Below are 12,432 nucleotides of genomic sequence, written 5' to 3' on the forward strand. Positions count from 1 at the left end.
GTGGAGATTTGTAGAACGATCAAGGCAGATACCGCGCAATTCTTCGAGTCGGTGCGAGACTGACTCATCAGGTGCGCAGTGAACCTTGTCCTCGCGGAGGCCATCACCCCTCGAGGATTCAATGCTGATGGAACAAGGGAGGATGCCGATGGGATCTGTTCATCATGAGCTGGCTGGCGAGCCGACTTTTGCGCCCATGATCCAGATCGACATGGAAATCAAAGCTTTCGTCTCCGCCTGGAGACACTGCGATTATGTCTCGACGTACCTGGCCCGGATGATCAGTCAAAACAGATCAGACTCGGTTCGGCATTCAAATCTCTTTTCCTCTGCCCTCAATGAATTGCTGGAAGTCGCCTTTCGTACGCGCCATGCCGATGGTGAACTGGCATGCAGGGTGTCCCGCCACGGCGCGACGGACAGGATCGAGCTGACACTCCCATGCGTGCCAGAGGAGCGCCAATTCTACGAAGAAGCCGTGTCACACGTCGCAGGAACGGAGGCCAGGGAGCGATACCTCAATTCGGTGTCTGGCGATCTCTCGGCCAGCCGGGAGGTCGTGCTCCTGGAACTGGCTGTCGAGTACAACGCCACACTCAGGGTCGAGGAAGCCGATGGCGATGCGATCAAGCTTGTCGTGGATCTTCCGCTTGAAGGCCTGCAACATTGAACCCTTACGACCTCCTCCCGCGCTTCAAGGCGCAATACGACGCCAACAACCAGGAGTTCTCCATATCCGGGGTGGTCCGGCCTCAGGCGATCGATGAGCTTGGGCCCAGCATAGCATTGCTCCGCGATGCGATCGGCCGTGTGCGCGGCGTCCTTTACGTCAATGTCAGACGACTGACGCAAATGAACAACGCCGCGTTTCACGCTTTTTCGAGGATCATCATCGACGCCTGCCGTGCTCGGCCCGATCTCAAATTCGTCGTCATCACGTCAAGCGTCGTCGGATGGACCTCGCGAAAATTTGGTCGCCTGAGCGGCATAGAACCAAACATCACGGTCGAGGAGTATGACAGCGAATTCTATCCGGGACAGGGCTTCCTCGAGGAAGGCGGGTTCGTACCGATCCTGCGTTCACAGACGAAGATGACCTGGCGCCACGAGCGCGCAATCTTGCCGCGACACGGCATGAGGCAGGGGATCGTCATGGCCGACATCTGTTGCGGGATCGGCGATTTCGCCGTGCTCGTGCAGAAGGAGTTCCAGCCATCGCGGATCGTCGCGCTCGACCACTCCATATCGAGCCTGAACTATGCTCGACAGGTGATGCGGGAGTTCGATATCCGGGGCATCGAATATACCTATGGCGATGCGTCGGAGATGCTGCTCGACGAAGGGCAGTTCGACCTAGTGACCTGCCGGCATTCCCTTCAGATCTTCAATCGGCCTGAACTCATCCTCAAGGAACTCTACCGCATATGCAAGCCGGGCGGGCGGGTCTATATCACCAATGAGAAGAATTCGCATTGCCTCGGCGAGCCGCGCGCCGAAAGCATTCGTTGGACCTACAACGAGGTGGCGAAGCTGTTCGGGCATTTCGAGATGGACGTCGAGCTTGGGCCCAAGAGCCGGCGATATCTGATCGAATCCGGATTCGAAGACATCCGTGTCGAGACCTTCATGGTCACTAACCTGGACGGCGATCCGCAGGATTTCGCCGATGTCATTGCGGCCTGGGCGGATGTCTATGCGGGCGAGATGGCGACCAGGCGCGGCGATGGACCGGAGTTCGTTGCGCAGTTCCGGCAGGGCTTCCAGGACCACATTTTCGCCGCGCTGCACCCCAAGGGTTATGCGGGTTGGCCGATCTGGGTCGCATCGGGGCAAAGACCGCAATGAAGGCCGACAACGAGCAGACGCCACGCTTCGGCCTGCGCTCCTTTCGGGCAAAATTCGTATTGGTCGTTGGCGGCGCCGTGCTGTTCGACCTCCTGATGAGCGGTGGTTTGGCACTTTGGAATGTTCAGAAGCTGTCGCGCGATGCCACATCGGAAGTCGGTGAGGGCCTGACGACCGCAAACCAGGAATACATTCGTTCCTATGCGGAATCGACGGCGTTGAGCGTCGACCTGCTGCTCGATCGGGTACATGGCGACGTCAAGGCGCTGGCCGGCGTGCTGCAGGCCCAGATCGACGATCCGACGAGGCAGCAACAGGTCGGAGCGACGCTGTCGCATGAGGCGCCCGGCGCTGTGAAGGTCGTCTACGACGCGCAGGGCGATTGGGCGCAAAACATGCCGGGCGCGCCTTCCGTGATAAGCGTTTGGGGCTACCTGCTGGGTGCCGACCACACACCGCTGCCGGCCGTTCAGAAGGAGATAGAAGACAGTACTGTCATCGATCTCGTCGCGCCGACTCTCATGGCCAGCGGGTCGTCCAAACTGCAAATGTACTATATTGGTCCAAAAGAACGGCCGATCTTCAGGACAGTGCCGTATACGGACCAGGCACAGACCTTCGACAAGCTCTATCCGGGCCACAACAAGGCGGAGTTCTGGGAGTTCTTCTTTCCGGGAATCTATGGTTCATGGCAGCAGTGGGCCAGGGATCCAGCCTCGCGTCCGGTCGCCGACGATATCACCCAGACAGCGCCTTACACCGATGCAATCACGGGAAAGCTGATCGTCAGCTTTTTCCACCCGCTGTGGACGCGCGATCGCACCGGTATCGCCGGTACGGCCGGGGCAGACATCACTCTCGATCAGCTCGCGGAAGTCGTCGAAAGGGTGAAGATTGCAGAAACCGGATTCGGCTTCCTCACCATGTCGACTGGCAATGTGGTGGCGATCAATTCGTCGGGCCAGGCGATCATCGGCCTGACTTCATCAAGCGACGCGGGCACGCAGGGCGTCACCGGCCTGGAGCGGTCCCTGCGGGGAAGTACGCAGCCGGCTATCGCGTCGCTGCCCCTCGGCCAGAACAATGACGGTGTCATTCAGCATATCATGCTCGACAACAAGGGCGAACGCGTACCCTACATCGTTGTCCTCAAGCGACTGAAGCCGACCAATCTGTGGAGTTCTGGGCCGATCAAGTCCGAAACGATGTCGGTGGGGATCGTCGTTCCCGAGCGGGAGATCTATGCGTCTCTATTCGCCGCGCAGCGGAGTATTTCGCGCGCAACCAATCGTATTCTGCTCTTTCAGATCGGTGCGATCATCGTTTCGCTTCTGATTGTTTTCGCGGCCGTGCTCGGAATTTCGAAGCGGATCACCGCGGGCCTCAGGGCACTTGCCAGCGCCGCCCAGCGGCTCCAGTCCAAGGACTATTCAGTCCGGGTCAGCATTCCGACGCGCGACGAGGTTGGAGCCGCTGGCATCGCTTTCAACCGCATGGCCGAGCAGATCAGCTTCCACACGGAAAACCTCGAGCAACTCGTCGACGAACGAACCAGGGAGCTCGGCGACGCCAATCAGGAGATTTCCGCTCTCAACGAAAAGCTGCAGGACGAGAACGTCCGCCTCGGCGCCGAGCTGGCGGTTGCCAGGCAGATCCAGTTGATGGTCCTGCCGAGACCATTCGAACTCGACGCGATTCCGGGGCTGGAGATCGCAGCCTACATGCGGCCGGCCGACGAGGTCGGCGGTGACTACTACGACGTCCTGCAGAACGGGTCACGGGTCAAGGTCGGCATCGGCGACGTGACCGGTCATGGTCTCGAGAGCGGCGTGCTGATGCTGATGGTCCAATCCGTTGCACGCGCCTTGCAGGAGACCAACGAGGGGGATCCGCATCAGTTTCTGGACCGGCTGAACAGAGCGATCTACAAGAACATCGAGCGGACGAACACCGGCAAGCATCTCTCGCTGGCTTTTCTTGACTTCGAGGATGAGCGGGTAACGCTATCCGGCCAGCATGAGGACGTTCTCGTCGTGCGTGCGGACGGGGAAGTCGAACGCATCGATACGCTTGACCTGGGTATGCCGGTTGGCCTGGAGAATGACATCTCGAAGTTCATCGACACGCGTGACATCCAGTTCGAGAGTGGCGACGTGATCGTGCTGCACACCGATGGCGTGACCGAGGCTGAGGATCAGAACAAAAGGTTGTTCGGGTTCGAGCGCCTCTGCCAGAGCGCCAAAAAACGTCACGGCGGGAGCGCCGAGGACATCAAGACCGGGATAATCGACGATCTGATGGCCCATATCGGAGTCCAGAAGATCCATGACGACATCACCCTCGTGATCATAAGGCACACATAGGCAATGACAACGCTGTTCGGGACCCCTGACATTGCAATCGGGATGAAGGAGAGCGTCAGTCGCGTGCGGCTGTTCGACGGACCTCTCGACTTGAGTTGGCGTCATTGTGCCACGACCTCGGACTTCATCGCCGATCTTTTCGCGTTGCGCTTCCGGTCGTCCCGCAATGACTACCTCGAAGTGCGGCACAGCATAGGATATCTGGTCAACGAGCTCATCGAGAACGCCGTCAAATTTCGCGCACCAGGTGAGATCGTGATCGAGGCGTCGATGGATTCGGAGTGCTTCAAGCTCAAGGTCTCGAATGACGTCGATGGTGAAAACGCATCCGAGTTCAAGAACCTCCTGGCGGACATCACGGTTGGCGACCCCAGAGACCTGCTGATACAGCGAATTGAAGAGAATGCAGCGAGCCCCGACGTGTCACGCTCCGGACTCGGATTGCTGACGTTGATGAGCGACTATGGCGCACGCCTGGCCTGGATATTCAGCTCCGCCGACGAAGGCGATCGGATTTGCCTGGAAACCTATGCCTCCATTCCGATCTCGCAAACGCGCAACTAGAAGAAGCGAAGCCAGGCCATGGAAATCAAGACAGACGACTACCGCGTGTGGAACGAAGGAAGCGATATTTTCTTCGACGGCGCGATGCGGCTTGCCAGCTCCGAGGCCGGTGCGCCCATCACGGCCTTGGCGACCAGTGTTCTTGCCTCAAATCCCGCTTCCATTACACTCAATCTGAAGGACCTTCACTTTCTCAACTCTTCCGGCATCAACCTGCTGGCGAAATTCACCATCGAGGTGCGCAAGCATCCCGATGTTCGACTTGTCGTGCGTGGAACGCCCGACATACCCTGGCAATCGAAATCATTGCCGAATCTGAAAAAGCTGCATCCCGCTGTGGTGCTTTTGATGGACTGACCAAGTCGACCGAAGTCAAAGGACTGCGTAGGCTGCGACAATTCTGGATAGCACAGGCCAAGGTGGGGGACGGCTCAACAGCGCCGCGCCGAGCGAGATATGTACGCCAGGACAAGTATTAGGATGCGAAGCTAACGACATTCCGGCCTCGTCGGTAGATGCTCCCAATATGGGTCTGGCGGGGGCTCGGCACAGGCGGCAGGCGTCCAGATAGCTGGGGTGTCGCTGCCTGTGCCGACACGCCTCCCGCTACGCTATCAAAGGTGTCCGTTATTGAGTAAGCGTGGCAAGGTCAGCGGCGGCCGGCTGGAGTTCATTCCGCCGCAGATCCCGACTCTGGTCGAGCAACCGCCCGATGACGAGGGATGGGTTCACGAGGTCAAGTTCGACGGCTATCGGACGCAGCTCATCATCGATCAAGGCGGCGTGCGTCTTTTCAGCAAGAACGGCCATGACTGGACGGCAAAATACTGGCCCATCGCGCTGGCAGTCGAGCTGCCATGCAGGGCTGCCATTCTCGACGGCGAGGTCATTGTAGCCGGCGAGCAGGGCGCTCCCGATTGCCCTGCGCTGGAAGCCGCGATCTGGAATGAGCCGAGCCGGCTGGTGTTCGTGGCGTTCGACATCCTCCATCTCGATGGGCACAATCTTGCTCCCTTGCGCCTGCTGCAGCGCAAGCAGGCGCTGTGGCAACTGGTTGAGCCTGGCGCCGGCAAGATCCGGTACAGCGAGCATTTCGACGGCGATGCACTGGCGATCCTCCGCACCATCGACAAGATCGGGCTTGAGGGCATCATCTCGAAGCGCGCCGACAGCCGCTACCGGAGCGGACCGTCGACCACATGGCTGAAGGTCGGATATTTCGAGGAAGGCGATTTCCGAATTGCCGGACGTCATCCGCGAGCCTCGCACGGCTCCAATGGCCCTGATGGCCACGCGTGACGGCGAGAGAGGTACATCGGCTGCGCTGATTGCAATTCGGACAGCCAGGGCAGCATTCAGCCCTTGATGTCCACATTCGCTTTCGCGGCCGATCCCAGCTGCTCCAGCGTCTGGCCGATTTCATTGCCGGGATCGTGTTCGAATTTTTCGCCGATCTTGTGCTCTTCGTCGGCGGCATTGGCTACGACGTTCTTGTTGCGGTCGACGACCAGGAAATCCCGAACGGATGCGGCGATGCTGGTGCTCCATGAATTGCTTGAGCGCCTCGTCAGCCGATGGCATGCCGAGGCCGCTCCGATCCGAAGCGGCCTCTTCGTGGGACTACCGCAGCCTTGCCGACCGTGGAAAATCCAACACCTCCGCGACCGGCGGTGTGTACTGGGCCGCAACGATCCTCTCGATCAGCAGGTCGAGCGCCGCAAGGGCCTCTCTGCTGGTTTCGCCGTCGCCGCGCAGATAGTGGCAGGCCCGCTCCAGATGCAGCCGGGCGGCGGCAAAGTCGCTTTTCATGAGCTTCTCCTTGTTGCCCGCCGTGCGCCGAACATGTGCGACTCGCTTTACCCGAAAGCAAACATCCACAGCCGCATTTGAATCGAATTCTCCTGACCTCACCGGATGGGCGGGATGGGAGAAACCTGTACATACTATGTCGGCTGCAGCCGTTGTTCCGGCAGGAAGAGGTCGGAGCTTTCGACGCCTTGCTTCAAAGTTTTTTCAGATCGGTTATTCTTCGTCGCTCACGAGGTCACGATGAGCTTCAGCGCAAAACCCCTCGACCAGACCACATGGTTGCAATTCGCCACGCTGGTCGAGCGGCACAATGGCGTCTGGGGCGGCTGCTGGTGCATGGCCTTCCATGCCAAAGGCGTCGGCGCTGCCGGGAACCGCGCCGAGAAGGAGGCCCGGGTCCGCGAGGGCCATGCACATGCGGCCCTCGTTTTCGACGGCGCGGCCTGTGTCGGCTGGTGCCAGTTCGGCCCGACGCAGGAGCTGCCGCGCATAAAGCACCGGCGCGCCTACGAGGAAGGGCTGACGCGCCTGCCGGACTGGCGCATCACCTGCTTCTTCTCCGACAAGGCCTATCGCGGCAAGGGCGTCGCAGCAGCGGCGCTGGCAGGCGCGCTGGTCGAAATCGCCTGCCTCGGCGGCGGCACGGTGGAAAGCTATCCCGAGGATGCGGAAGGCCGCTCGGTCGCTGGAGCCTTCCTGCACAATGGCACGCTGGCGATGTTTGAACGCCAAGGTTTTCAGCGCGTCCGCAAGATCGGCAAGCACCGCTGGGTGGTCGCAAGGACGGTGGAGGCCGGCGTTGGAGGCCGGGATCCTACCCCACTTCCATAGGGCGGGAATCCATATTCTGGCAGCTCCGTCTTCCGAATTCAGCTTCAGTATAAGCAATTCTAATATAATATCGCCATTGTCTACGGGCCTTGGGATTGCCCTGATGGTTGGCCAGGAGTTGCAGTACCGGACAGCGACACGCGACGACATCGCGGGAATTTCGGCGCTGATGGCGCTTGGCGATTGCCGAGCTGCAGAAACCCTTCCTCGACGACGCCCAGATCGAATCCAGCCGTACGATCATGGGCCTGGACACGCAGCTCATCGATGATGGAACCTATTTTGTCGTGACCTACAGTGGGGCTCTTGCTGGTTGCGGCGGCTGGAGCCGGCGCGCGACGCTATATGGTGGCGATCAGTCGCACGGACGCAATGCGGCATTGCTCGATCCCGCCAAGGACACGGCGCGTGTCAGGGCGATGTATACGCATCCCGATTTCGTTCGGCGTGGCGTTGGCCGACTGATCCTCGCCATTTGCGAGAGCGCGGCAAGGGAGGAAGGCTTTCGCCGCGTCGAGCTCGGGGCGACCATGGCCGGGGAGCCGCTCTATTGGGCCTGCGGCTATCAGCCGGGGGAAAAGTTCTTCGACGACAGCGGCGGCGCGCCGGTTCCGATCCTGAAAGGTGGAAGACGATTTGAGAGGGGAGAACGCCGATGGCGGCCTATCTGATTGCCGATGTCGATATCACCGATGCGGCCGTATTCGATCAATACCGGCGTGAGGTTCCGGCCACCGAGGAGCGCTACGGCGGCCGCTATCTTGCGCGCGGCGGCGCGACCAAGGTGTTCGAGGGCGACTGGCACCCGCACCGCCTCGTCATCATCGAATTTCCCGACATGGCATCGCTTTCGGCCTGGTATGATTCGCCGGAATACGAGCGTTTGAAGGAGATCCGCTTTCGCAGCGCCAGGACACGCATCCTCGCTGTCGAAGGGATCGCTTTGTCGCCGACCTAGAGCAATTCCAGGAAAAGTGTGCGCGGTTTTCCGTCCGGAATTGCGTAAAAACAAAGAATAGAGCTTTTCACCGTTTCTGTGAAACGGTCAAAAGCTCTAGGCCGTGGTCTGTCGTGCTGGGAGAAATGTGGCGGAGCGCTCTGCCGCGCTTACTTGCCTTCGAAGAAAGCGTGGATCGCTGCTTCCAGCTTCTCGATAAGCTCGGCATTGCGGGTGCTGCCGGCCCAGATCAAGGCATTGAGCCGCATGTCCTTGTTGAGGAAGTTCACCTTCCTCGTTTCCAGCAGATATTGCACCACCTCATCGTGGCGCCCCTTGATCGCCTCGATGAGCGCGCTGTTGCGGCCGGTCTTGTCGGCCGCATTGACGTCGGCGCCGTGTTCGACGAGCAGTTTGACGATATCCAGATGCCCGGTCCTTGCCGCCTCGATCAGCGCCGTCCGGCCATAATAGTCGGCGCGTGCGTCGATATCGATGTCGGGATGCTTGATTAGCGCCGTTACAGCTGCGTGGTGTCCCTTGGCCGCGGCGAGGCTGAGCGGCGTGCTCTTCCACTTGTTCCTGGAATTCACGTCGATCTGCGGATGCGAAATCAGCGCTTCGAGCACCGGGCCGCGGGCGTTGTGGGCCGCCAGATGCAGCGCCGACCAGCCGCCCTCATCGGTCTGATTGATGTCAGCCCCGGCCACCAACTCGGCGCGGAGGGTCTCGATGTCGCCTTTCTCCGCCGCACCCAATAGGGTCGACCAGCCTCTCGCGTCCTCGGCTTCCAGGCCCACTGCAACTGCCTCCGTGAACAGACTTGGCTAGGCTCGCACGCCGACATGGCCGGCGTGCGGTATTTTCTGCCCGAAGCCTTTCACAATCGCATGCGTGGGGCAAACAGATTTCCGCGCTGCCAGGGCGGGAACCAGGGATTTCAAGCCGCCTGCAGCCGTTCCCGGCTGGGCTGCGGCGGGAAGGCAATGGCGATGCCGGCCGCGCCCAGGCCGATCAGTGCCGAGCCGATGAACAGCCAGGAATAGCTGGCATAGGCGTCGAAGATCATGCCGCCGGCGAGCGGCCCGAACGACATGCCGAGGCTGGACAACAGGGTCGCGGCGCCAAGCACCGTCCCGATGATGCGCGGCCCGAAATAGTCGCGGGCCAGCACCGCATAGAGCGGCATGACGCCGCCATAGGTGGCGCCGAAGATGATGGCCAAGAGATAGAACTGCTCGAGATTGCCGACGGCGAGGTAGGCGGCGATTACCACCGCCTGGATGACGAGGCCCACGATCAGCACCGGCTTGGCGCCCAGCCTGTCGCCGAGCACGCCGTAGAGCACGCGGCCGCCAAGGCCGGCAAGGCCCTCGACGCTGTAGATCGACACCGCGGCCATCGGCGCCACGCCGCAGGACATGGCATAGCTCACCATGTGGAAGATCGGCCCCGAATGCGCCGCGCAGCAGGCGAAGAAGGTCATCCCCAGCACCAGGAACTGCGGCGAACGCAGCGCCTGGCCGACGCTAAAGCCGGGATCGTCCGCGACAGGCGCGGGCGCACCGCCATCCGCTGCCGCGGCCGCCACCTGCGGCTGGCGCACCAGCAAGACGGCGGGCAACAACAGCACCCAGGCCATGATGCCGATGTCAAACATGGCGGTACGCCAGTCATAGGCGGTGATCAGCCAGCGCGCGAAGGGCGAGATGGTCATCGGCGCCACGCCCATGCCGGCCGAGACCAGCGACACGGCAAGGCTGCGATGGGTGTCGAACCAGGCGGTGGTCAGCGCGATCATCGGCGCGAAGAAAGCGCTGGCCGCCAGCCCGACGATCACGCCGTAGCTCAGCTGGAAGACCAGCAGCGATTGGGCGCGGCTCGCCACCACCAGCGACAGGCCGAGCAGCACCGCGCCGGCGAGGACGACGGGACGGGCACCGACGCGGTCATAGACCGCGCCCCAGGCGAAACCGCCAACGCCCATCACCAGGAAGTTCAGCGTCATGGCAGTGGAAATGCCGGTGCGCGACCAGTTGGTGTCGAGCGCCATCGGCTCGAGAAAGATTGCCAGCGAAAACATCGCGCCGAGCGCCACACAGGTCATCAGCGCGCCGGCGGCGACGATCACCCAACGGTAGGAATTGTTCATGGTCTTCTCCCGAAATCGGTTCGATGCGGCGCGACTTTTTCCAGCTCCGTTGCGCCGCTTGCGTCCGAAGGACGTTGGTCCGACATCGAATCCGACAATCCGGTTGCATTTTTTATCCAGTCTGCGCGGAAGTCCATCCGGAATGGCGAAGGCAGGCGGCGCAAGCGCCAAAAATTCCCTTCCGAATTGACGAGCCGATCTGCGGCGCTAGCTTTGTGGGTCTCGTGAACGGGAGATATCGCTCATGGAGCTGCATCGCGGCCGCCTCATCGACCACATCCAGCTGGTGGTCAGGGATCTCAAAGCCAGCCGGCGCTTCTATGAAGCGGTGTTCAAGGTGCTTGGTGTTCCGATCGGTGGCGAGGCCGAGGACTATTTCTGGGCCGACGAATTGTTCATCTCCAGTCTCGACAGCCGGGCAGCGAGGGGACAACTGACCGGGCGCCATCACCTGGCCTTCCAGGCCAGGGACAGCGCCATGGTCGATGCCTTCTACAAAGTGGGCCTGGATGCCGGCGGCGCCGACAATGGTGCGCCAGGCGAGCGGCCCTACCATCCCGGCTACTACGCAGCCTTTCTGCTCGACCCCGACGGCAACAACATCGAGGCGGTGTTTCACGGTCAGGCCAAGCGGAGCGCTGCTTCGGTCGAGATCAATTTCTAGGGCAGTTCCAAGAAATTTCCCGGCGGTTCTCCACCAGAATTCTCTTGAAAACAAGGAGTTGCAGCGGTTTACCGATTCAGACATTGAACCAGATCAAGCCGGGGCGTAGCGGTTCACCACCATGCCGCAGGCATAGGCCTTCGAGCCGACGAGGCGCAACTGCCTGAAGCCGCCCCGGTCAAATATCCGCTCGCCGTCGCCGAGCGCTGCCGGATTGATGAACAGCTGGAATTCGTCGACCAGTCCCGCCGCAATCAGCGCCGAGGCAAAGCCCGCACCGCCGAACACCGCCATGTCGCGGCCGCCCTCGGCTTTCAGCGCCTTGACCTCGCGCGGCAGGTCGCCGCTGGCAAGCGTGGTGCGCTCCCACCGCGATGCCGCGAGCTTGTCGCTCAGCACCACCTTGCGCGCCTCGACGATGCGCTGCGCAAAGGCGTAGAAGGGATCGCGCGGATAGTTTTTCGCGGCATTGCCCCAATGGGTGAGGTAACCCTCTTCGGCCATCTTGCGGCTGAGCAGGATGGTGTCGATGCCGGCGAAAACGGCGTTGAAATCCTGCTTCAATTCGTCGTCCCACAGGCAGTTGTCGCCCCACTCCCAGAGCTGCCAGTGGTCGTCGCCGGCAGCGCCAACAAAACCGTCGACCGACATCTGCATTTGCAGGATCAGCTTTCTCATCGTCTCTCTCCTCATTCGACCGGCGCGGCGCCTCGGTGAATATGGTTTACTTCTAAAATCATTGACGCAATGAAAAAATGATGTCAATAGTAAAGTGATTTAGAAATGGAACCATAGATATGTCGACCAGGGAAAGATCCGGTTGCCCCATCAGCCTGTCGCTCGAATTGCTTGGCGACCGCTGGACGCTGCTGATTGTCCGCGACCTGATTTTCGCGGGGAAGACTCACTTCCGGGAGTTTTTGCTGTCCGACGAGGGCATCTCGTCGCGCACTCTGGCCGAGCGGCTGCAGACCTTGCAGGATGAGGGCATTGTCACCAAAAGCGACGACCCCACCCACAAGCTCAAGGCGATCTATCGGCTGACCGAAGCCGGCATCGAGCTGTTGCCGGTGCTGGCAACCCTCGGCGCCTGGGGCAGCAAATACCGCAACGCCGATAACGAACTGGCCAGGATCGCCGAGGAGCTGGCGGCGGGCGGCGAGGCGGCGCTCGAGCAGATGAAGAAGAAGCTGCGCGCCGAGCATATCGGCCAGGGCGCAACGCTGGCTTCCTCTTCGCGATGATGGCCCGGGCTACATCGACACGA

The 12,432-nt window shown here is 61.0% G+C and carries 16 protein-coding genes; 12 read left to right on the top strand and 4 right to left on the bottom strand.

Annotation, left to right across the window (positions count from 1 at the left end):
* Nucleotides 1-121 precede the first annotated feature (121 nt).
* The 7 genes from ACWGTI_RS19855 to ACWGTI_RS19885 all read left to right on the top strand — a co-directional run bounded on the left by ACWGTI_RS19855 (nt 122) and on the right by ACWGTI_RS19885 (nt 6,322).
* Complete coding sequence (locus ACWGTI_RS19855; protein ID WP_454588677.1) at nt 122-670, top strand: ubiquinone biosynthesis methyltransferase UbiE; 549 nt, start codon at nt 122-124, stop codon at nt 668-670.
* Nucleotides 667-1,845, top strand: coding sequence for a methyltransferase domain-containing protein (locus tag ACWGTI_RS19860; RefSeq protein WP_454588678.1), 1,179 nt, complete (start codon nt 667-669; stop codon nt 1,843-1,845). The genes ACWGTI_RS19855 and ACWGTI_RS19860 overlap by 4 nt, the downstream gene beginning before the upstream one ends.
* Nucleotides 1,842-4,208, top strand: a complete 2,367-nt coding sequence (locus tag ACWGTI_RS19865; RefSeq protein WP_454588679.1) for a SpoIIE family protein phosphatase — start codon at nt 1,842-1,844, stop codon at nt 4,206-4,208. Before ACWGTI_RS19860 ends, ACWGTI_RS19865 begins: the two co-directional genes overlap by 4 nt.
* 3 nt (nt 4,209-4,211) lie before the next feature.
* On the top strand, nt 4,212-4,772 hold the full coding sequence (locus tag ACWGTI_RS19870) for a slr1658 superfamily regulator (protein WP_454577314.1): 561 nt from the start codon (nt 4,212-4,214) through the stop codon (nt 4,770-4,772).
* Nucleotides 4,773-4,790: 18 nt separating this feature from the next.
* Nucleotides 4,791-5,129, top strand: a complete 339-nt coding sequence (locus tag ACWGTI_RS19875; RefSeq protein WP_454577313.1) for a slr1659 superfamily regulator — start codon at nt 4,791-4,793, stop codon at nt 5,127-5,129.
* A 273-nt stretch (nt 5,130-5,402) separates the two neighbouring features.
* Nucleotides 5,403-6,071: an ATP-dependent DNA ligase gene (locus tag ACWGTI_RS19880; protein ID WP_454588680.1), complete on the top strand. Its 669-nt coding sequence runs from the start codon at nt 5,403-5,405 to the stop codon at nt 6,069-6,071.
* 29 nt (nt 6,072-6,100) lie between these two features.
* Nucleotides 6,101-6,322, top strand: a complete 222-nt coding sequence (locus tag ACWGTI_RS19885) for a hypothetical protein (RefSeq protein WP_454588681.1) — start codon at nt 6,101-6,103, stop codon at nt 6,320-6,322.
* A 70-nt stretch (nt 6,323-6,392) separates the two neighbouring features.
* On the opposite strand, the gene ACWGTI_RS19890 is transcribed toward ACWGTI_RS19885, so the two are convergent.
* Nucleotides 6,393-6,581: a hypothetical protein gene (locus ACWGTI_RS19890; protein ID WP_454588682.1), complete on the bottom strand. Its 189-nt coding sequence runs from the start codon at nt 6,579-6,581 to the stop codon at nt 6,393-6,395.
* A gap of 240 nt (nt 6,582-6,821) precedes the next feature.
* Between ACWGTI_RS19890 and ACWGTI_RS19895 the strand changes: the two genes are divergently transcribed.
* The 3 genes from ACWGTI_RS19895 (at nt 6,822) to ACWGTI_RS19905 (ending at nt 8,370) form a co-directional block, all read left to right on the top strand.
* Nucleotides 6,822-7,412 carry a hypothetical protein gene (locus tag ACWGTI_RS19895; protein WP_454588683.1) on the top strand — a complete coding sequence of 197 codons (591 nt, stop codon included), beginning with the start codon at nt 6,822-6,824 and terminating at the stop codon, nt 7,410-7,412.
* Between the two features lie 176 nt (nt 7,413-7,588).
* On the top strand, nt 7,589-8,083 hold the full coding sequence (locus ACWGTI_RS19900; protein ID WP_454588684.1) for a GNAT family N-acetyltransferase: 495 nt from the start codon (nt 7,589-7,591) through the stop codon (nt 8,081-8,083).
* The gene (locus ACWGTI_RS19905; protein ID WP_142868601.1) at nt 8,068-8,370 is read left to right on the top strand and encodes a DUF1330 domain-containing protein; all 303 of its coding nucleotides are present in this window, start codon (nt 8,068-8,070) and stop codon (nt 8,368-8,370) included. Before ACWGTI_RS19900 ends, ACWGTI_RS19905 begins: the two co-directional genes overlap by 16 nt.
* 149 nt (nt 8,371-8,519) lie before the next feature.
* Here the strand turns inward: ACWGTI_RS19905 and ACWGTI_RS19910 are convergent, their stop codons facing one another.
* Together ACWGTI_RS19910 and ACWGTI_RS19915 are read right to left on the bottom strand one after the other, a co-directional pair.
* On the bottom strand, nt 8,520-9,149 hold the full coding sequence (locus tag ACWGTI_RS19910) for an ankyrin repeat domain-containing protein (RefSeq protein WP_454588685.1): 630 nt from the start codon (nt 9,147-9,149) through the stop codon (nt 8,520-8,522).
* A gap of 140 nt (nt 9,150-9,289) precedes the next feature.
* A complete protein-coding gene (locus ACWGTI_RS19915) occupies nt 9,290-10,501 on the bottom strand; it encodes an MFS transporter (protein ID WP_454588686.1) in 1,212 nt (403 codons plus the stop codon).
* A gap of 235 nt (nt 10,502-10,736) precedes the next feature.
* On the opposite strand from ACWGTI_RS19915, the gene ACWGTI_RS19920 reads away from it, so the two are divergent.
* On the top strand, nt 10,737-11,165 hold the full coding sequence (locus ACWGTI_RS19920; RefSeq protein WP_454588831.1) for a VOC family protein: 429 nt from the start codon (nt 10,737-10,739) through the stop codon (nt 11,163-11,165).
* A 93-nt stretch (nt 11,166-11,258) separates the two neighbouring features.
* Here the strand turns inward: ACWGTI_RS19920 and ACWGTI_RS19925 are convergent, their stop codons facing one another.
* The gene (locus tag ACWGTI_RS19925) at nt 11,259-11,843 is read right to left on the bottom strand and encodes a dihydrofolate reductase family protein (RefSeq protein WP_454588687.1); all 585 of its coding nucleotides are present in this window, start codon (nt 11,841-11,843) and stop codon (nt 11,259-11,261) included.
* 119 nt (nt 11,844-11,962) lie between these two features.
* Here ACWGTI_RS19925 and ACWGTI_RS19930 point away from each other — a divergent pair, with 119 nt between their 5' ends.
* The gene (locus tag ACWGTI_RS19930) at nt 11,963-12,409 is read left to right on the top strand and encodes a winged helix-turn-helix transcriptional regulator (RefSeq protein ID WP_454588688.1); all 447 of its coding nucleotides are present in this window, start codon (nt 11,963-11,965) and stop codon (nt 12,407-12,409) included.
* Nucleotides 12,410-12,432 lie beyond the last annotated feature (23 nt).

It is taken from the genome of Mesorhizobium sp. ArgA1 (assembly GCF_053714375.1).

What these genes read in the sequence shown, in the direction of transcription:
- ACWGTI_RS19855 (WP_454588677.1), top strand. Translation starts at nt 122, where the DNA reads ATGCTGATGGAACAAGGGAGGATGCCGATGGGATCTGTTCATCATGAG.
- ACWGTI_RS19865 (WP_454588679.1), top strand. Translation starts at nt 1,842, where the DNA reads ATGAAGGCCGACAACGAGCAGACGCCACGCTTCGGCCTGCGCTCCTTT.
- ACWGTI_RS19870 (WP_454577314.1), top strand. Translation starts at nt 4,212, where the DNA reads ATGACAACGCTGTTCGGGACCCCTGACATTGCAATCGGGATGAAGGAG.
- ACWGTI_RS19875 (WP_454577313.1), top strand. Translation starts at nt 4,791, where the DNA reads ATGGAAATCAAGACAGACGACTACCGCGTGTGGAACGAAGGAAGCGAT.
- ACWGTI_RS19890 (WP_454588682.1), bottom strand. Translation starts at nt 6,581, where the DNA reads ATGAAAAGCGACTTTGCCGCCGCCCGGCTGCATCTGGAGCGGGCCTGC.
- ACWGTI_RS19895 (WP_454588683.1), top strand. Translation starts at nt 6,822, where the DNA reads ATGAGCTTCAGCGCAAAACCCCTCGACCAGACCACATGGTTGCAATTC.
- ACWGTI_RS19905 (WP_142868601.1), top strand. Translation starts at nt 8,068, where the DNA reads ATGGCGGCCTATCTGATTGCCGATGTCGATATCACCGATGCGGCCGTA.
- ACWGTI_RS19915 (WP_454588686.1), bottom strand. Translation starts at nt 10,501, where the DNA reads ATGAACAATTCCTACCGTTGGGTGATCGTCGCCGCCGGCGCGCTGATG.
- ACWGTI_RS19925 (WP_454588687.1), bottom strand. Translation starts at nt 11,843, where the DNA reads ATGAGAAAGCTGATCCTGCAAATGCAGATGTCGGTCGACGGTTTTGTT.
- ACWGTI_RS19930 (WP_454588688.1), top strand. Translation starts at nt 11,963, where the DNA reads ATGTCGACCAGGGAAAGATCCGGTTGCCCCATCAGCCTGTCGCTCGAA.